Annotated in this window: 14 protein-coding genes; 6 read left to right on the forward strand and 8 right to left on the reverse strand. The window is 64.4% G+C overall.

The annotated features are described in order from the left end of the window. Nucleotides 1-6: 6 nt before the first annotated feature. On the reverse strand, nt 7-1056 hold the full coding sequence (gene pyrC, locus ACZ9AQ_RS18160) for a dihydroorotase (RefSeq protein WP_429205824.1): 1050 nt from the start codon (nt 1054-1056) through the stop codon (nt 7-9). 310 nt (nt 1057-1366) lie between these two features. On the opposite strand from pyrC, the gene ACZ9AQ_RS18165 reads away from it, so the two are divergent. Both ACZ9AQ_RS18165 and ACZ9AQ_RS18170 read left to right on the forward strand, forming a co-directional pair. Continuing rightward, nucleotides 1367-2635, forward strand: a complete 1269-nt coding sequence (locus ACZ9AQ_RS18165) for a dicarboxylate/amino acid:cation symporter (protein WP_429205826.1) — start codon at nt 1367-1369, stop codon at nt 2633-2635. 89 nt (nt 2636-2724) lie between these two features. After that, entirely contained in the window at nt 2725-4008 is a 1284-nt protein-coding gene (locus ACZ9AQ_RS18170) for a metal-dependent hydrolase family protein (RefSeq protein WP_429205828.1), read from the forward strand. A 4-nt stretch (nt 4009-4012) separates the two neighbouring features. On the opposite strand, the gene ACZ9AQ_RS18175 is transcribed toward ACZ9AQ_RS18170, so the two are convergent. Beyond that, the gene (locus ACZ9AQ_RS18175; RefSeq protein WP_429205829.1) at nt 4013-5890 is read right to left on the reverse strand and encodes an ABCB family ABC transporter ATP-binding protein/permease; all 1878 of its coding nucleotides are present in this window, start codon (nt 5888-5890) and stop codon (nt 4013-4015) included. A gap of 62 nt (nt 5891-5952) precedes the next feature. On the opposite strand from ACZ9AQ_RS18175, the gene ACZ9AQ_RS18180 reads away from it, so the two are divergent. Continuing rightward, nucleotides 5953-6399, forward strand: coding sequence for an acyl-CoA thioesterase (locus ACZ9AQ_RS18180; protein ID WP_429205831.1), 447 nt, complete (start codon nt 5953-5955; stop codon nt 6397-6399). A 179-nt stretch (nt 6400-6578) separates the two neighbouring features. Here ACZ9AQ_RS18180 and ACZ9AQ_RS18185 read toward each other — a convergent pair whose 3' ends face one another. The 4 genes from ACZ9AQ_RS18185 to ACZ9AQ_RS18200 form a co-directional block, all read right to left on the reverse strand. Next, nucleotides 6579-8261, reverse strand: a complete 1683-nt coding sequence (locus ACZ9AQ_RS18185) for a long-chain-fatty-acid--CoA ligase (RefSeq protein ID WP_429205832.1) — start codon at nt 8259-8261, stop codon at nt 6579-6581. An 85-nt stretch (nt 8262-8346) separates the two neighbouring features. Next, nucleotides 8347-10038, reverse strand: a complete 1692-nt coding sequence (locus ACZ9AQ_RS18190; protein WP_429205834.1) for a long-chain-fatty-acid--CoA ligase — start codon at nt 10036-10038, stop codon at nt 8347-8349. A gap of 161 nt (nt 10039-10199) precedes the next feature. Beyond that, entirely contained in the window at nt 10200-11276 is a 1077-nt protein-coding gene (locus ACZ9AQ_RS18195) for an aminopeptidase (protein ID WP_429205851.1), read from the reverse strand. A 25-nt stretch (nt 11277-11301) separates the two neighbouring features. Next, nucleotides 11302-13404 carry a molybdopterin-containing oxidoreductase family protein gene (locus tag ACZ9AQ_RS18200; protein ID WP_429205836.1) on the reverse strand — a complete coding sequence of 701 codons (2103 nt, stop codon included), beginning with the start codon at nt 13402-13404 and terminating at the stop codon, nt 11302-11304. Between the two features lie 173 nt (nt 13405-13577). Here ACZ9AQ_RS18200 and ACZ9AQ_RS18205 point away from each other — a divergent pair, with 173 nt between their 5' ends. Then, complete coding sequence (locus ACZ9AQ_RS18205; protein WP_429205838.1) at nt 13578-14771, forward strand: M20 aminoacylase family protein; 1194 nt, start codon at nt 13578-13580, stop codon at nt 14769-14771. Here the strand turns inward: ACZ9AQ_RS18205 and ACZ9AQ_RS18210 are convergent. Next, on the reverse strand, nt 14768-15478 hold the full coding sequence (locus ACZ9AQ_RS18210; protein WP_429205840.1) for a suppressor of fused domain protein: 711 nt from the start codon (nt 15476-15478) through the stop codon (nt 14768-14770). The genes ACZ9AQ_RS18205 and ACZ9AQ_RS18210 overlap by 4 nt on opposite strands. A gap of 138 nt (nt 15479-15616) precedes the next feature. Here ACZ9AQ_RS18210 and ACZ9AQ_RS18215 point away from each other — a divergent pair, with 138 nt between their 5' ends. Both ACZ9AQ_RS18215 and ACZ9AQ_RS18220 read left to right on the forward strand, forming a co-directional pair. Beyond that, entirely contained in the window at nt 15617-16183 is a 567-nt protein-coding gene (locus ACZ9AQ_RS18215; RefSeq protein ID WP_429205842.1) for an acyloxyacyl hydrolase, read from the forward strand. 117 nt (nt 16184-16300) lie between these two features. Then, the gene (locus ACZ9AQ_RS18220) at nt 16301-17743 is read left to right on the forward strand and encodes a DHA2 family efflux MFS transporter permease subunit (RefSeq protein ID WP_429205843.1); all 1443 of its coding nucleotides are present in this window, start codon (nt 16301-16303) and stop codon (nt 17741-17743) included. 1 nt (nt 17744) lies between these two features. Here ACZ9AQ_RS18220 and ACZ9AQ_RS18225 read toward each other — a convergent pair whose 3' ends face one another. Further along, entirely contained in the window at nt 17745-18029 is a 285-nt protein-coding gene (locus ACZ9AQ_RS18225; protein ID WP_429205844.1) for a hypothetical protein, read from the reverse strand. Nucleotides 18030-18254 lie beyond the last annotated feature (225 nt).

An 18254-nucleotide genomic window follows, 5' to 3' on the forward strand; every position in this document is an offset into this window, starting at 1 on the left:
TACGGCTTACACCATCTTCCAGTTGATGCTCTCGCCCGCGTTCAGCGGCACCAGCTGGTGTTCGCCCATCGGCACCGATTCCGGCAGGGTCCAGCTTTCGCGCTTGAGCGTGATCGTGCCCTCGTTGCGCGGCAGGTTGTAGAAGGCCGGGCCGTTGAAGCTGGCGAAGGCTTCCAGTTTGTCGAGCGCGCCGGCCTGGGCGAAGGCTTCGGTATACATCTCCATCGCGTGCAGCGCGGTGTAGCAGCCGGCGCAGCCGCAGGCGGCGTATTTGGTGTGCACCGCGTGCGGGGCCGAGTCGGTGCCCAGGAAGAAGCGCTCGTCGCCGCTGGTGGCGGCGGTGACCAGCGCCAGGCGGTGTTCTTCGCGCTTGAGCACCGGCAGGCAGTAGAAGTGCGGGCGGATGCCGCCGCGGAAGATCTCGTTGCGGTTGTACAGCAGGTGGTGGGCGGTGATGGTGGCCGCGATCGGGCCTTCGGCCTCGGCCACGTACTGGGCAGCGTCCTTGGTGGTGATGTGCTCGAACACCACGTTCAGGGCCGGCATGTCGCGGCGCAGCGGGCGCATCACGCGCTCGATGAACACGGCTTCGCGGTCGAACAGGTCGATCTCGTTGTCGGTCACTTCGCCATGCACCAGCAGCGGCATGCCCACTTCCTGCATCACTTCCAGCGTCTTGTAGCACTTTTTCAGGTCGGTGACGCCGGCGTCCGAGTTGGTGGTGGCGCCGGCCGGGTACAGCTTGACCGCGTGGATGAAGCCGGTGTCCTGGGCGCGGCGGATCTCGTCCGGATCGGTATTGTCGGTCAGGTACAGCGTCATCAAGGGCGTAAAGCGCATCCCCTCCGGCAGCGCGGCCAGGATGCGGGCGCGGTACTCCAGGGCGGCGGCGGCCGTGGTCACGGGCGGCCTCAGGTTCGGCATCACGATCGCGCGGCCGAACTGGCGGGCGGTGTGCGGCAATACGCTGGCCATCGCCGCGCCGTCGCGCAGGTGCAGGTGCCAGTCGTCTGGACGGGTGATGGTGATGGTGTCTGGGGTCTCGATGGTGGACATGGCGGATCTCGAAAAACGAATGGCGTATTTTACCCGCGCGGCGGGCCCGGAGGTGCGTTTCATCCACCACGCAAGAGCATCGGCGTTGACCGCCCGAGAATACCGACGGGGTAGCCGGCATGCCGTTACGTCAACCTTGTAAGCATGCTTGACAGCACTAACAGTGCCTAGGATACTGCGGAACTTGCCATAATCTTCAGAATCGCCCGGCCTTCGGTCCTCGAAAACCGGTCACTGCCCGAACAATCCGCCCGCGACAGCGCGATCCGCCGTTGCCGGCCCTGCACAGGTCCACACGACAGGAAGCTTTATGAACAACCGAAACCGCCTGACTACCTTCATCATGATCGCCCTGGTGATCGGCATCGTGGTCGGCTACCTGGTCAACGCCAATACGGACACGGCGGGCGCGACGAGCTTCTCCGACACGATGTCGCTGATTACCACGATGTTCCTCCGCCTGATCAAGATGATCATCGCGCCGCTGGTGTTCGCGACCCTGGTGGTCGGCATCGCCAGGATGGGCGACGCCAAGGAAGTCGGCCGCATCGGCGTCAAGGCGCTGGGCTGGTTCGTGATCGCCTCGATCATCTCGCTGTCGCTGGGCCTGGTCCTGGTGAACATCTTCCGCCCGGGCGATGCATTGTTCGCGGCGGGCATGATGCCGCCGGTCGACGCGCAATCGGGCATCACCAGCGGCAGCCTGACGCTGAAGGACTTCATCACCCACCTGATCCCGACCTCGATCGTCGACGGCATGGCCAAGAACGAGATCCTGCAGATCGTGGTGTTCTCGCTGTTCTTCGGCACCGCCGCCGCCGCCGTCGGCGCGCGCGCCACGCCGATGATCGACGTCATCGACGGCGTCGCCCACGTGATGCTCAAGCTGACCGGCTACGTGATGAACTTCGCGCCGATCGCGGTGTTCGCGGCGGTGGCCGGCATCATCGCCAAGAGCGGCCTGGGCGTGCTGTCGACCTATGGCATCTTCATGGCCCAGTTCTACTTCGGCATCGCGCTCTTGTGGATCGTCCTGATCGGCATCGGCATGGCCGTGATCGGCCCGCGCATCCTGCGCCTGATCTCGGAGCTGCGCGGCCCGACCGTGCTGGCCTTCTCGACCGCCTCGTCCGAAGCCGCCTTCCCGAAAACCCTGGAAAGCCTGGAGCGCTTCGGCGTCAAGAACCGCCTGGCCTCGTTCGTGCTGCCGATCGGTTACTCGTTCAACCTGGACGGCTCGATGATGTACTGCACCTTCGCCGCCGTCTTCATCGCCCAGGCCTACGGCATCGAGCTGTCGCTGGGCACCCAGATCACCATGATGCTGGTGCTGATGCTGACCTCGAAAGGCATGGCCGGCGTGCCGCGCGCCTCGCTGGTCGTGATCGCGGCCACGCTGAACCAGTTCGACATCCCGGAAGCGGGCCTCTTGCTGCTGCTGGCGATCGACCACTTCCTGGACATGGCGCGCTCGGCCACCAACGTGATCGGCAACGGCATCGCCACCGCCGTCGTCGCCAAGTGGGAGGGCGACCTGGGGGAACCGAACAAGGAACCGGCCGTCTCGCCGCTGCGATGAAGACGGCGAACGGCTGCTTGTAGTAACGGGGCCTTCCAGCGATGGAGGGCCTTTTTTTATGCGTCAATAATGAAAAAAGGGAGCGAGAGATGAAACAGATGGTTGCCGCCGGCATGCTGCTGGCCCTGAACGGCGCGCACGCCGCCACCCAGACGGTCGACTGCGGCCGGCTGCTGGACGTCCAGAAAGGCGCATGGCGCGAGCGCGTCAGCATCGTGATCGAGAACGGCAGCATCGTGTCGGTGGGGCCGATGGCGCAGGCCGCCGGCAACATCGACCTGTCGCGCCACAGCTGCCTGCCGGGCCTGATCGACATGCACGTGCACCTGACCAGCGAAACCCAGCCGGCGGTCGACGCCTACCGCGACCGCCTGACCGCCAACCCGGCCGACATGGCCTTCCGTTCGGTGAAATACGCCGAGCGCACCCTGATGGCCGGCTTCACCACGGTGCGCGACCTGGGCGCCGCCGACAACCTGAACATCGCGCTCAAGCGCGCCATCGCCGCCGGCGACGTGCCGGGCCCGCGCATGTTCACCGCCGGAAAATCGCTGGCCACCACCGGCGGCCACGCCGACCCGACCAACAACCTGTCGCACTTCCTGTCCGAGAAGATCGGCACGCCCGGCCCGGTCGAGGGTGTGTTGAACAGCCCCGAGGAAGCGCGCCAGGCGGTGCGCACCCGCTACAAGGACGGCGCCGACCTGATCAAGGTCACCGCCACCGGCGGCGTGCTGAGCCAGGCGGCCAGCGGCCAGAACTCGCAGTACACCGAGGACGAGCTGCGCGCCGTGGTGAGCACCGCGAAGGACTACGGTTTCCGCGTCGCGGCCCACGCCCACGGCGCCGAAGGCATGAAGCGCGCGCTGCGCGTCGGCGTCGACTCGATCGAACACGGCACCCTGATGGACGACGAGGTCGTCGCGCTGTTCAAGAAAGGCGGCGGCTGGTACGTGCCGACCATCTCGGCCGGCCGCTACGTGGCGGACAAGGCCAAGGATCCGAATTACTATTCGGCCCTGGTGCGCCCGAAGGCGGCCGCGATCGGCCCGCAGCTGCAAGCCACCTTCGGCCGCGCCTATCAAGCCGGCGTGAAGATCGCCTTCGGCACCGATGCCGGCGTGTTCCCGCACGGCGAGAACGCCAAGGAATTCGGCTACATGGTCGAAGCGGGCATGACGCCGCTCGACGCGATCCGCGCGGCCACCGTGAACGCGGCCATCCTGCTCGACCAGCCGAAGCGCCTGGGCGCGATCGAAGCGGGCTTCGCGGCCGACATCATCGCGGTCGAGGGTGACCCGCTCAAGGACGTCAAGGTGCTCGAGCAGGTCAAGTTCGTGATGAAGGACGGCGTGGTCTACAAGAAGCCCTGAGCCGTCAGGAGTGCGCCTTCGGCATGGATGGCGCGCCGTCCATGCCCTCCATCATTTCCAGCGGCGGCGAGGCCACGTCCTCGTCGGGCCGCGCCAGCTGCCGTTCCCACATCTGCGCATACAGGCCCTGCTCCGCCAGCAGCGAATAATGCGTGCCGCGCTCGACGATCCTGCCGTGGTCGAGCACGATGATCTGCTGCGCATCGGCGATCGTCGACAGGCGGTGCGCGATCACCAGGGTCGTGCGGTTCTTCGCGATCTCCTTCAGTTGCGCCTGGATCGCCTGCTCCGAGCGCGAATCGAGCGCCGACGTGGCCTCGTCGAAGATCAGGATCGCCGGATCCTTGAGCAAGGTGCGCGCGATCGCCACCCGCTGCTTCTCTCCGCCCGACAGTTTCAGGCCGCGCTCGCCCACCATGCTCCCGTAGCCGTCCGGCAGGCTCTCGATGAAGTCGTGGATCGAGGCCGCGCGCGCCGCCGCCACGATGTCCGCGCGGCTGGCGCCGGGCCGGCCATAGGCGATGTTGTATTCGATCGTGTCGTTGAACAGCACCGTGTCCTGCGGCACGATGCCGATCGCGGCGCGCAGCGATTCCTGGGTGACGTCGCGCAGGTCCTGGCCGTCGATGCGGATCGCGCCGCCGTTGACGTCGTAGAAGCGAAACAGCAGCCGCGACAGGGTCGACTTGCCCGAGCCGCTATGGCCCACGACCGCGGTCGTGGTCCCGGCGGGAATCGTGAAGTCGACGTCGAACAGGATCTGCCGCTTGGATTCGTAGCTGAACTCGACGTGCGAGAACGCGACCTCGGCGCCTTTCGTCACCAGCGCCTGGGCCTTGGGACTGTCGGCCACTTCGCGGTTCTGGTCCAGCAGGCCGAACAGGCGCTCCATGTCGGCCAGGCTTTGCTTGATCTCGCGGTAGATCACGCCCAGGAAGTTGAGCGGCAGGTAGAGCTGGATCATGAAGGTATTGACCAGCACCAAGTCGCCCAGGCTCATGGTGCCGGCAATGACGCCCTCGGTCGCGCGCCACAGGATCAGCGTGACGGCGGTGGCGATGATCAAGGACTGTCCGGTGTTCAGGAACGACAGCGAGGTCTGCGAGCGCACCCCGGCGTTCTCGTAGTTCTTCAGGCCTTCGTCGTAGCGCCGCGCCTCGTAGTCCTCGTTGCCGAAGTACTTGACCGTCTCGTAGTTGAGCAGCGAGTCGATTGCACGGGTACTGGCTTTTGACTCCAGCTCGTTCATCGTGCGCCGGAAGTGCGTGCGCCACTCGGTCACGATCACCGTGAAGGTGATGTAGGACGCCAGCGCCCCCGCCGTGATGATCGTGAACCAGATGTCGTAGTTGAACACCAGGTAGACCAGCACCAGCGTGATCTCGACCAGGGTCGGCAAGATGTTAAACAGCGAATACGAAATCAGCGAATTGACGCCCCGCGTGCCGCGCTCGATGTCGCGCGTCATGCCGCCGGTCTGGCGGTTCAGGTGGAAACGCAGCGACAGCGCATGCAGGTGGCGGAATACCTTGAGCGCGATGGTGCGCACCGCGCGCTGGGTCACGCGCGCGAACAGGAATTCGCGCAGCTCGGTGAAGACCGTCATCGACAGGCGCAGCAGGCCATAGCCGACCAGCAGGCCGAGCGGCAGCACCAGCAGCGCATGCGGGTGCGCCGGGTCGATCGCCAGGCCGTCGATGATCTTCTTGAGCACCAGCGGCACGCCGACGTTGGCCATCTTGGCGCCGACCAGCGCGGCCATGGCGGCCATCACCCGCCACTTGTAGACCCACAGGTAGGGGAACAGCGTTGTCAGCGTGGCCCAGTCGTTACGGGGGCCAGCTTGGGTATCGGGAGGGAGCGGTGCGGAGTTACGGCGCATGACGGGGCTTCTGGATTTATGGTTCAATTCGGGTCGATTGTAGCTTTTACCGAGAATTCACGATGACCACGCCCGAAAACGCCCCACCCACCATCCCGACCACGGTACGTCTGCCGGCAGGAAAAATGCCCGAATTGCGCGTCATGCCCGCCCCGTCCGACGCCAATGTGTACGGCGACGTGTTCGGCGGCTGGATCATGGCCCAGGTCGACCTGGCCGGCTCGCTGCCGGCCACCCGCCGCGCCAACGGCCGCGTGGCGACCATCGCCGTCAACTCCTTCCTGTTCAAGAACCCGGTGTTCGTGGGCGACCTGCTGTCGTTCTACGCCGACATCACCAAGGTCGGCAACACCTCGGTCACCGTCTTCGTCGAGGTGTACGCCGAGCGCAACCGCCTGGCGGCCGAGGTGGTCAAGGTGACCGAGGCGACGCTGACCTATGTCGCCACCGGCCCGGACCGCAAGCCGCGCCAGCTGCCGCCGCTCGAGTCGCTGGTGGCGCACCGCTAAGTTTCCCCTTTTTGTTAGCCCAAAAACGTCGTTCCCGCCCTCGCCGGGCGCCTCGGCGGGAACCCAAGTTTGCCCGCGTTATCGCAACGCACGCAGTACTTAGGTTCCCGCCTGCGCGGGAACGACGTGCGGGGGCTAACGTAAATTGTCGGCGTTGCGCATGATCGCGCAATCGCCGATCACGCGCTCTTCTTCTCGTCGCGCAGTTCGCGCCGCAGGATCTTGCCGACGTTCGTCTTCGGCAGGGACTCGCGAAATTCGATGAACTTGGGCCGCTTGTAGCCGGTCAGCTGGTCCTTGCAGAATTCCTTGAGCTGTTCGGTGGTGAGATCGGCGTCCTTCTTCACCACGTACAGCTTCACGGCCTCGCCCGAGTTCTGGTCAGGCACGCCCACGCACGCCACTTCCAGCACGCCCGGGTGCGCGGCCACCACGCCCTCCACCTCGTTCGGATAGACGTTGAAACCCGAGACCAGGATCATGTCCTTCTTGCGGTCGACGATGCGGGTATAGCCCTTGTCGTCCATGATGCCGATGTCGCCGGTCTTGAAGAAGCCGTCCGCGGTCATGACCTTGGCCGTCTCGTCGTCGCGCTGCCAGTAGCCGGCCATCACCTGCGGGCCGCGCACGGCGATCTCGCCGGCGGTGCCGAACGGGACTTCGGCGCCCGCCTCGTCCAGGATGCGCAGCTCGGTCGAGGGCAGCGGCAGGCCGATGGTGCCGGTGAATTCGGTAATGTCGCAGCGATTGGCGGTCACCACCGGCGAGGTCTCGGACAGGCCGTAACCCTCGACGATCGGGATGCCGGTGGTCTTGAGCCACTTGTCGGCCACGGCCTTCTGCACCGCCATGCCGCCGCCCGGGCACACCATCAGGCCCGAGAAATCGAGCCTGGCGAAATCGTCGTTGTTGAGCAGGCCGTTGTACAGCGTGTTCACGGCCGGGAAGATGTTGATGCGATAGCCTTTCAGCTCCTTGATGAAGCCATTGATGTCGCGCGGGTTCGGGATCAACAGGTTCATGCCGCCGGTGCGCAGGCCCAGCAGTGCGCAGACCGTGAGCGCATAGATGTGGTACAGCGGCAGCGCGCAGGCGAACTGCGGCTGTTCGCCGGCCTTCAGCTTGGCGAGGGTCGGCCCGAACCAGGCTTCGTTCTGCAGCACGTTGGCGATCACGTGGCGGTGCAGCAGCACCGCGCCCTTCGACACCCCGGTGGTGCCGCCCGTGTACTGCAGGAAGGCGATGTCGTCGTGGCCGACCGCGACCGGCTTGAGCGTCTCGCTCGCGCCGTCGGCCAGCACCGTGTTGAAGCCGACCGCGCCCGGCAGCGAATAGGCCGGCACCATCTTCTTGACCTTGCGCACCACCAGATTGACCAGCGTGCCTTTCAGGCCGCCCAGCAGGTCACCCATGGTGGCCAGCACAACGTGCTTGACGTTCGTCTGGCGCACCACCTGCTCGAGCGTGTGGGCGAAGTTCTCGAGCACCACGATCGCCTCGGCGCCGGAATCGACCAGCTGGTGCTGCAGCTCGCGCGGCGTGTACAGCGGGTTGACGTTGACGACCACGTAGCCTGCGCGCAGCACGGCGGCCAGCGCCACCGGATACTGCAGCACGTTGGGCAGCATGATCGCCACGCGCGCGCCTGGCTTCAGGCCGCGCGCCTGCAGCCAGGCAGCCATGCGCAGCGACATCGCATCCAGTTCCGCGAAGGTGATGGACTTGCCCATGCAGGCATAGGCCTTGCGGTCGGCGTACTTGCGAAACGCCTCCTCCAGCAGATGCGTCAGCGAGCGGTACTGGGTCGGATCGATCTGAGCCGCCACGCCGTTCTCGTACGACGAGAGCCAAAATTTGTCCATCTGTCCTGCCTTCCTTGTTGGTTCCAATAAAACGCGAAAGCCGCCCGACGGGGCGGCTTTCGCCGGGTCAGTCCCATCACAATGCTTACGTCACGGTCTCCGCCTGCTTTTTCTCGTCCCTCAGCGCGCGCCTCAGGATCTTGCCGACGTTGGTCTTCGGTAGCTCGTCGCGGAACTCGATGTACTTCGGTCGCTTGTAGCCGGTGAACTGCTGCTTGCAGTAGTCCATCAGCTGCTCGGCCGTAAGGTCAGGGTCTTTCTTTACCACGAATACCTTGACCGCCTCGCCCGAATGGTCGTCGGGCACGCCGACCACGGCGCATTCGAGCACGCCCGGATGGCCGGCGATCACGCCTTCGAGCTCGTTCGGATAGACGTTGAAGCCCGAGACCAGGATCATGTCCTTCTTGCGGTCGACGATCTTCACGAAGCCGGCTGCGTCCATGATGCCGACGTCGCCCGAGCGGAAGAAGCCGTCCGCGGTCATCACCTTCGCGGTTTCGTCGGGACGGTTCCAGTAGCCGGCCATCACCTGCGGGCCGCGGATGGCGATCTCGCCGATCTCTCCCGGCGCCATGTGGCGGCCTTCGTCGTCGATGATCGCGATGTCGGTCGACGGCACCGGCAGGCCGATCGTGCCGGTGAATTCCTTGCTGTCGGCACGGTTGCAGGTGGCCACTGGCGACGTCTCGGACAGGCCGTAGCCTTCGACGATGGCCACCCCGGTCAGCTCGCGCCACTTGTCGGCCACCGGCTTTTGCACCGCCATGCCGCCGCCGTTGCACATGCGCAGCGACGAGAAATCGAGGTGGGCGAATTCGGGATTGTTGGCCAGCGCGTTGTACAGCGTGTTCACGGCCGGCAGCATGTTGACGCGGTACTTCGCCAGTTCCTTGACGAAGGCGGGAATGTCACGCGGATTGACGATCAGGACGTTCAGGGCGCCCATGCGCATGCCCCACATCGCGCAGGCGGTCAGCGCGAAGATGTGGTACAGCGGCAGCGCGCACACGATCGTGACCTGCTCGCCAGCGGTCTGCTTCATGCACGGCTCTGCCCAGGCCTCGGTCTGCAGCACGTTGGCGATCACGTTGCGGTGGGTGAGCGTGGCGCCTTTCGAGACGCCGGTGGTGCCGCCCGTGTACTGCAGGAAGGCGACGTCGTCGCCTCTGAGTTCGGCCGGCTTGAACGGCATGCGCTCGCCCTGGGCCAGCGCTTCCTTGAAGGTGACCATGTTCGGCAGCGAGAACTCGGGCACCATCTTCTTGACGTTGCGCACCACGAAGTTGACCAGCATGCCCTTTACGCCGCCCAGCATCTCGCCCATGCTGGCCACCACCACGTGGCGCAGCGGGGTCTTGCCCATCACGCTCTGCACGGTGTGGGCGAAATTCTCCAGCACGATGATCGCTTCGCTGCCCGAGTCGCCGATCTGGTGCTCCAGTTCGCGCGCGGTGTACAGCGGATTGACGTTGACGACGGTGTAGCCGGCGCGCAGCACGGCGGCCAGTGCGATCGGATACTGCAGCACGTTCGGCATCATGATCGCCACGCGCGCGCCCGGGGCCAGGCCGCGGCTCTGCAGCCAGGCGGCGAGCCGCTTCGAATACGCATCGAGTTCGCCATAGGTAAGGAACTTGTCCATGCACACATAGGCTTTGCGGTCCGCATACTTGCTGAAGGATTCTTCGAGCAAATGCACCAAGGAGCGGTATTGATCCGGATCAATCTCCGCAGGCACGCCCGGGGGATACGACTGCAGCCAAATTTTGTCCATCGCTCACCTCTGTCTCGATTTTTATCGTTTTGGTCGGGCGGCCGGAGGGGCTTGCCGGGCGCGCCTGTGCACGTGGCTTATGCCTTTGCCATCGCTGGTGGTGATGCTATCGGGCAGCGCCCCTGTACGCAAGCGGTTTTGCGGCGATTGGAACCGGCCCTCTACGGAGAGGCTCCCATGGTGCGCTGCACCACCAGCGTGCCCGGCGTGGCCTTCGCGCCGAGGCGCTTGAGTACGCGATGACGCTCTTCCTTGCCGAGCTTGGCCAGCTGGTTGACGGCCTTGTAGAAGCCGCGCCACGACTTCTCGCGGTGCAGCAAAACGCGAAACGCCGGCACGAAATCATTATAGGTCGCCACCGAAGCCAGATGGGCGTTCGACAGCGGCTCGGCAAAGAAGCGGTCGTAGCCGGCGTAGCCGCCCCAGTTCGCCTTGAGCACCAGGTAATCATCCTGCAGCCCCAGGAACAGGCGCGCCTTGGCCGCGCGCTTGACGCTGTCGGGCTCCATGCTCTTGTAAGTACGCTCCAGCTCGCCGCGATAGCGCAGCAGCAAGGCCAGGAAGTCGCTCTTGCGGTTCTTGTAGCGCTCGTACGCTTCGTTCATCTGGGGATTGCCGAAGCGCTCGAGCCAGGCTTCCACGCCGGCCTGCTCCACCGCGCTGGCAAACGATTCGTTGAACTGCGAATCGCCCGCCACGTAGACCACCTGGTGCGCCAGTTCATGGAAGATCAGGCGCGCCAGCTCGGCGTCCGGATAATTGATGAAGGTCGACATCAGCGGATCGCTGAACCAGCCCAGGGTCGAATAGGCGCTCACGCCCCCGACCTCGACGTCGTTGCCCTGCGCACGCAGTTTCTTTGCATACGCCTGGGCCTCGGCCTTGCTGTAGTAGCCGCGATAGTTCACGCAGCCGGCCACCGGGAAGCACCACTGGACTGGCTTGAGCGACAGCTCGGGCGTGGCGACCACGTTCCACAACACGTAGGGCCGGCCGAGATGGGTGTAGTTGGTATAGCTGCCGTTGTCGGGCAGCTTCATTTCCTGGATGGCGAAGCGGCGGATCTGGCGCGCCGACTCGAGGCGATGACGCAGCTTGACGTTGGTGTTGCTGTCGGCGATCCAGTCGTCGATCGGACGCGCATTGGTCAGCAATTGCAGCTGGCCTTGCGCGGCCTGGGTGTAGTAGGAGAGGGATGAGCAGCTTGACAACATGAGGGCCGCGGCTGCCGCGACCATGACTGGCTTGAAGGCCTGGGAGAATCTAGAGGGTTTCATCTCGCGTCGAGGGTGCAGCTCTTTCGACCTGCACCAGGGTGTCGTAGAAAGTGGGCGCCCGGCCCATGTCGGTCAGACGCTGGCTGGTGACTTCATTGGCGTTCTTGCCGTCGCTGGCGAGTTTCTTCCACCAGATCGACAAGCCCACCACCAATCCAGCACGCGCCTTGTCGGTCACGCGTGCGCGGGCGATGAACGAACCGCGGTCATTAAAAATGCGCGCCATGTCACCGTGGGCGATGCCGCGTGCCGCGGCGTCGTTCGGGTGGATGTCGAGGTGCGGTTCGCCCTCAGTTGCACGCAGGCTCTTTACATTGACAAACGTCGAGTTGAGGAAGTTCCGTGCCGGCGGAGAAATCATCGCCAGCGGGTATTTTTCGGCAAGAATCGGATTGGACGCCACGGACTCGTATGGCGGAATATAGGTGGGCACCGGATCGAGCCCATCGGCCAGCATGCTCTCGGAAAAGAATTCGCACTTGCCGGAGGGGGTCGAGAAACCGCCCGCGGCGAACGGCGCGGCCGGCATGTTCAGCTTTTTCCAGCCGCTGCGCTTGAGCGACTCCCAGTCGAAGTGGATCGCGCGCGCATCGTTCTTGTTGAAAGCCTGGGCCGCGATCTCGTCGTCGCTTTCCTGGAAGCACGGGTCGTCATAACCCATGCGCGCCGCCAGCAGGCGGAAGAATTCGGTGTTCGGCTTCGATTCGCCGACCGGGGCGATGGCGGCATTATTCGCCATCATGTACAGGTGGCCATAGGCCAGGTGCGCATCGACGTGCTCGAGCTGGGTAGTGGCCGGCAACAGGATGTCGGCATAGTCGGCGCTATCGGTGTGAAAGTGTTCGAGCACCACGGTGAACAGGTCTTCGCGCTCGAAACCCTGCTGCACCTTGCGCGAATCGGGCGCGATCGCCAATGGGTTGGCGTTGTAGACGATGACGGCCTCGATCCTGGGGCCGAAATCGGGCGACGCTTCCCGGAGCAGGTCGTCGCCGATGGTGGTCATATTGATCGTGCGCGGCATGCGGCCGGCCAGCAAATCCGGGCGCTGCAGCGCCGGACGGTTGGTCGGGAACGACGCCGAGGTCGACAGCTGGATGCCGCCGGCCGGCAGGCGCCAGGCGCCCACCAGCGCCGGCAGGCAGGCGATGTTGCGCACCGCCATGCCGCCGCCGCGCACGCGCTGGATGCCATAGTTGATACGGATCGCGGCCGCTTCGCCGTTCTTCGCCGTCTGGCCGTACAGGCGTGCCAGGTTGACCACTTCATCGACCGTGATGCCGCAGGTGTCGGCGGTGCGTTCCGGCGTCCATTCCAGGGCGCGCGCCTTCAAGGGCTCGAAGCCGAGCGTGTGTTGCTCGATGTAGTCGTGGTCGAGCAGGTCTTCCTTGATCAACACGTGCATCATGCCCAGCGCCAGCGCCGCGTCGGTGCCCGGCAACAGGGCGATGTGCTGATGGCACTTCTCGGCCGTCAGGGAACGATAGGGATCGATCGCGATCAGGGTGGCGCCGCGCCGCTTGGCCTCTTGCGCGCGCATCCAGAAATGCAGGTTGGATGCGATCGGGTTGCCGCCCCAGATCAGGATCAGCCTGGCGTCCTGGAACTCCTCGAGGTCGGTCCCGATCGAACTGCCGATGGTATAGCGGTAGCCGGTGGCGCCGGCGGTGGCGCAGATGGTGCGATCGAGCAGCGAGGCGCCCAGCTTGTTGAAGAAGCGCAGCGACATCGATTCGCCCTGCACCAGGCCCATGGTGCCGCAATAGCTATAGGGCAGGACGGCCTGCGGATCGCGCGCGCTGATGTCTGTCAGACGCCCTGCGATCAGGTCGAGCGCCTCGTCCCAGCTGATGCGTTCGAATTTCCCTTCTCCCTTGCGGCCCACGCGGCGCATCGGGTACAGCACGCGGTCCGGATGATAGGTGCGCTCGACATAGCGCGACACCTTGGTGCACAACACCCCAGCCGTGGTCGGATGCTCCGGATCGCCCTTCACTTCTGTCGCGACGCCGTCTTCGACCTTGACCAGGATGGCGCAGGTGTCGGGACAGTCGTGGGGGCAGGTCGCACGGACTTGGGTAGTGGTCATTTTCTTATCGGACTTCGGTGAAAAACTGCGTTAATCCAATACTTTATACGATTCCGGAGGGCTTCGCGCCCTCCTCTGTCAAGTCTGTTTGAGGCAGGCTACAATAGTTAAAACGATGCCATGCAAAGGCTGGACAGCGTGGTAACAGATTCGCAAACAGCGAGGAGAGCACGATGAAACTAGTGGAACCCATCCTGGCTTCTCAAGCAGAGATCCAGGCCATCCGACGTGACCTGCATGCCCACCCGGAGCTGTGCTATGAAGAACACCGCACCGCGGACATCGTTGCCGAACGCCTGAGCGCGTGGGGCATCCCCGTGGTGCGCGGCCTGGGCGTGACCGGCGTGGTCGGCATCATCAAGAACGGCACGTCGGCACGCGCGATCGGCCTGCGCGCCGACATGGACGCGCTGCCGATGCAAGAGCTGAACGGCTTCGCGCATGCCTCGACCCACGCGGGCAAGATGCACGCCTGCGGCCATGACGGCCACACCGCGATGCTGCTCGGCGCCGCCCACTACCTGGCGCAGCACCGCAACTTCGATGGCACCGTGTACCTGATCTTCCAGCCGGCCGAAGAAGGCGGCGGCGGCGCCAAACGCATGATCGACGACGGCCTGTTCGAGCGCTTCCCGATGGACGCCGTGTATGGCATGCACAATTGGCCAGGCATTCCGGAAGGGCATTTCGGTGTCGTCGCCGGCCCGATGATGGCCTCGAGTAACGAATTCCGCGTGACCGTGCGCGGCAAGGGTGCGCACGCGGCGCAGCCGCATCGCGGCATCGATCCGGTGATGGTGGCGGTGCAGATCGCGCAAGCCTGGCAGACGATCGTCTCGCGCGAAAAGAACCCGCTGCACACGGCGGTGCTGTCGATCACGCAAATCCATGCCGGCAGCGCCACCAATATCATCCCCGATGAAGCCGAACTGGTCGGCACGGTGCGCACCTTCACCACCGAGGTGCTCGACCTGGTCGAGCGCCGCATGCAGGAGATGGCCAATGGCATCGCGGCCGGCTTTGGCGCCAGCATCGACTTCGGTTTCAAGCGCAATTACCCGCCGCTGGTGAACCATCCGGAACAGACCGCGTTCGCGATCGAGGCGATGCGCGCGGTGGCGGGGCCGGCCCAGGTCGACGCCAATGTCGAACCGACCATGGGCGCCGAGGACTTCGCTTTCATGCTGCAGGCCAAGCCGGGCTGCTATGTCTTCATCGGCAATGGCGAAGGCGCGCACCGCGCTGGCGGCCATGGACTCGGCCCTTGCCAGTTGCACAATGCCAGCTACGACTTCAACGACAACCTGCTGCCGATCGGCGCCAGCTACTGGGTGCGGCTGGCGGAGATGAGCCTGTCTAACGCTTAGAACAGCCCGAGGAATTTCTTTCGGGCCGTGTTCTTGCGCGCCGGGTCGACCACGTCGGTGACGTTGTACTGGTTGAACTTGTCGATCAGTTCCGGAAAGCCGCGGCGGCGCGCCAGGTTCAGCTCTTCCTTGTACAGCGGCACGACGCAGTGAAAATAGACGTCCTTGCCGTCGACCGTGACCGAGTGGAACGGTTCCGGACTCGATGCCGGCGGCAGCACGATGGCGCCGCATAAACCGATGCCGGCGATATACGGCTTGGCCGGGTTCCCGTTCGGCAAGGAGTGGCCGAGGCCGATCCAGGTGCGCTCTTTATGCGGATAATGCGCCAGGTGGCGCAGCAGGGCGACCGGCCAGTACCAGCGCTCGTCCTGCATCGCCGCCTCGTCCAGTTGCCAGGTGGCCGGCAGGGCCATCATGAGCTCGGCGTAAGCCGGTGCGCCTTGCGGCACGTTCATCGGCTGCCTGCTCATGCCCGACGTCACCAGGCGCACGTAGGGATAGGACGCGGTCGGCCCGATCACGTGAATGTCGACCTGGACGCCGTCGGCCCCGGTCTCGTGGAAATACATGGCGGGCGTGCCGAGATGGGCGGCGATGTGCTCGCCCACCGGATCGTGCGGCAGCACCGCGGGTTCGGGCTGGCGCACCATCGGCGCGGCCAGCGGGTACAAGGGAGCGATCGTGGGTTCGATTGGTTCGGCCATTATTATTGATGTGGTTCGGTTGCGGCGGGCTCTATCATACCTTCGTCACATGGCGACATGGCCGCCAGCACGCTATTGTTCTCGCTAGTACAATAGCGCATTAAATAAGAAATACGCTTTTTCCTCCCAGGGATAACCATGATCACTACCAAGAAAAAAATCGGCGCGCTGGCGGCTTGCTGCGCTGCGCTGTTCGCTCCGTTCGCCTCGGCGCAATCCACCGTCGGCAATGGCTACATCGATTCCGCCTCGTTCGAAGTCGGCACCAACCCACAGCAGCGCATGTACCGCATCGCGGTCCAGTCCGACTGGGACAAGCGCTGGTTCGCTGGCAACGGCCGTCACCTGTCGGGCTACTGGGAAGGCAACCTGGCCCTGTGGCGCCTGAACTCCTATGAGAACGTGCGCGGCCAGAACAAGAACATCGGCGTCATCGGCTTCACCCCGGTGTTCCGCTACCAGAATGACAACAAGCTCGGCCTGTACGGCGAGATCGGCATCGGCGTCAACCTGTTCTCGACCCTGTACAAGAACGAGGACAAGGAACTGTCGACCGCCTTCCAGTTCGGCGACCACATCGGCATCGGCTACACCACCCAGAAGTGGGACTTCGGCCTGAAGTACCAGCATTACTCGAACGCCAGCATCAAGAGCCCGAACGCGGGCGCCAACTGGTTCATCGCCAAGGCGGCTTACCGCTTCTGATTTCCATGATGCGCGCATGGGCCGGCAACGGCCGGTCCATGGCGCGGTCGTCTTGTAGTTTGTGACACAATCGTGCCTCTGGCGGCCGCTGCCGCCTGCCGTTTTCATGAGGCCCGATTGACCCCTTCGCCCACCCTCAAGCGCTACCTTCCCTGGCTCGTCGCGACTGCCCTGTTCATGGAGCAGCTCGATGCGACCATCGTCAATACCGCCATTCCCAGCATTGCCACCAGCCTCGGCGTTACGCCGCTGAGCCTGAAATCGATCGTCACCAGCTACATCCTCGGCCTCGCGGTCGGCATTCCCTTGAGCGGCTGGATGGCCGACCGTTTCGGCACCCGCCGTGTGTTCTTTACGGCCATTGCCGTGTTCACCTTCGCATCGGTACTGTGCGGGCTGTCAGTGAGCGCCCACATGATGACCGGCGCCCGGCTGCTGCAAGGATTGGGCGGCGCCATGATGATCCCGATCGGCCGCTTGTCGATCGTGCGCACCTTCCCCAAGAACGAGCTGCTGGGGGCGATGAACTTCGTCATCATCCCGGCCCTGATCGGCCCGCTGTTGGGGCCGACGGTCGGCGGCCTGATCGTGCACTGGACTTCGTGGCGCGTGATCTTCTTCGTCAATATCCCGGTTGGATTGGCGGCGCTGTATTTTGTCTGGCGCCATATGCCTGACTATCGCTCCGAAGAGCGGCGTCCGCTCGACGTGCCCGGCCTGATCCTGTTCAGCAGCGGCACCGCCCTGCTGTCCTGGGTGCTGGAAGTGTTTGGCGAGCATACGCTCGATGGCATGACGGCTGGCCTGTTGTTCCTGCTGGCGCTCGGCCTGCTGGGCGCGTATGCCTGGCATGCGTTGCGCACCAAGTTCCCGCTCCTGCGCCTGACCTTGCTCAAGGTGCGCACCTTCCGCATCGCGGTGCTGGGCGGCTTCGTCACCCGTCTCGGCATCGGCGGCCTGCCCTTCCTGCTGCCGCTGCTGTACCAGCTCGGCCTGGGACTGCCGGCATGGCAATCGGGCTTGCTGATGATGCCGGCGGCGCTGGCGGCGATGGGCATGAAGATATTCGCACCCGGCTTGCTGGCGCGCTTCGGCTATCGCCGGGTGCTGCTGGTGAATACGATCCTGATCGGCGTGACCATCGCGATGTTTACGCTAGTGGATGCCGGCACGCCGCTGGCGGTGATCGTCGGCATCAGCCTGATGCAGGGCTTCTTCAACTCGCTGCAGTTCTCGAGCATGAATACGCTGGCTTATGCCGACATCGAGCCGGCCGATACCAGCATGGCCAGCACGATGTCGAGCTCGCTCCAGCAGTTGTCGATGAGCTTTGGCCTGGCGGCCGGGTCGATCGTCACCGCATGGTTCCTGGGCGACGTGTCGCAGACCAACCAGAGCCAAGTGACGCAGGCCCTGCACCATGGTTTTGCGGTCCTGGCGGTGCTGACCGTGCTCTCCTCGGCCGTGTTCTGGCGCCTGCGCCGCAACGATGGCGACAGCATCAGCCGCGGGCAGGCTGTAGCCCCGACGGCCGAGCCGGTGACGGTGACGACGCAGTGATTCAAGCGGGCGCAGTGAGGCGCCCCAGCACTTTCTCCCGGTTGTTCAGGACGAAGCTGATGAAGGTCGGCTCCTTCACCGCCAGGCGGATCAGCACAGGCAACAAGGGATAGCAAAAGGTGGCGACCTTGCGCACGCACTCGTCGTCGCGCAGGGCAGCCTGGGCAGCGTGGCCCGCGCCTCCCTGCAGCATCGGCATCAGGTCTGCGCGCCGCTTGTCGATGACGGCCGTGATCGGGCCCATCAGCTTGTCGCTCAGGCCGGCGGGTTCATTGGATGGATCCATGGGGTTCTCCAGTGGTTGGGACTAGAGTATGTTGCCGCGAGGCAGCGACTTTGGCGCTGATGTCGGACAAGCGGTGGAATCCCCAAAGCAAAAAATGCCACACGCATAACAGAGGGGGTTTCGGGAGTTGAAAGCAAAAAACCCCACCAGGATCACCTGGTGGGGTTTTTCTATATAACTAGCCTGACGATAACCTACTTTCACACTGGTTGCAGCACTATCATC

The organism is Massilia sp. UYP34 (assembly GCF_056279385.1).

Excerpts from the sequence above, each read along its gene's own strand:
- ACZ9AQ_RS18225 (WP_429205844.1), bottom strand. The coding sequence starts at position 18,029 with ATGGATCCATCCAATGAACCCGCCGGCCTGAGCGACAAGCTGATGGGC.
- ACZ9AQ_RS18170 (WP_429205828.1), top strand. The coding sequence starts at position 2,725 with ATGAAACAGATGGTTGCCGCCGGCATGCTGCTGGCCCTGAACGGCGCG.
- ACZ9AQ_RS18195 (WP_429205851.1), bottom strand. The coding sequence starts at position 11,276 with ATGGTCGCGGCAGCCGCGGCCCTCATGTTGTCAAGCTGCTCATCCCTC.
- ACZ9AQ_RS18210 (WP_429205840.1), bottom strand. The coding sequence starts at position 15,478 with ATGGCCGAACCAATCGAACCCACGATCGCTCCCTTGTACCCGCTGGCC.
- ACZ9AQ_RS18200 (WP_429205836.1), bottom strand. The coding sequence starts at position 13,404 with ATGACCACTACCCAAGTCCGTGCGACCTGCCCCCACGACTGTCCCGAC.
- ACZ9AQ_RS18165 (WP_429205826.1), top strand. The coding sequence starts at position 1,367 with ATGAACAACCGAAACCGCCTGACTACCTTCATCATGATCGCCCTGGTG.
- ACZ9AQ_RS18190 (WP_429205834.1), bottom strand. The coding sequence starts at position 10,038 with ATGGACAAAATTTGGCTGCAGTCGTATCCCCCGGGCGTGCCTGCGGAG.
- ACZ9AQ_RS18185 (WP_429205832.1), bottom strand. The coding sequence starts at position 8,261 with ATGGACAAATTTTGGCTCTCGTCGTACGAGAACGGCGTGGCGGCTCAG.
- ACZ9AQ_RS18205 (WP_429205838.1), top strand. The coding sequence starts at position 13,578 with ATGAAACTAGTGGAACCCATCCTGGCTTCTCAAGCAGAGATCCAGGCC.
- pyrC (WP_429205824.1), bottom strand. The coding sequence starts at position 1,056 with ATGTCCACCATCGAGACCCCAGACACCATCACCATCACCCGTCCAGAC.
- ACZ9AQ_RS18180 (WP_429205831.1), top strand. The coding sequence starts at position 5,953 with ATGACCACGCCCGAAAACGCCCCACCCACCATCCCGACCACGGTACGT.
- ACZ9AQ_RS18175 (WP_429205829.1), bottom strand. The coding sequence starts at position 5,890 with ATGCGCCGTAACTCCGCACCGCTCCCTCCCGATACCCAAGCTGGCCCC.
- ACZ9AQ_RS18215 (WP_429205842.1), top strand. The coding sequence starts at position 15,617 with ATGATCACTACCAAGAAAAAAATCGGCGCGCTGGCGGCTTGCTGCGCT.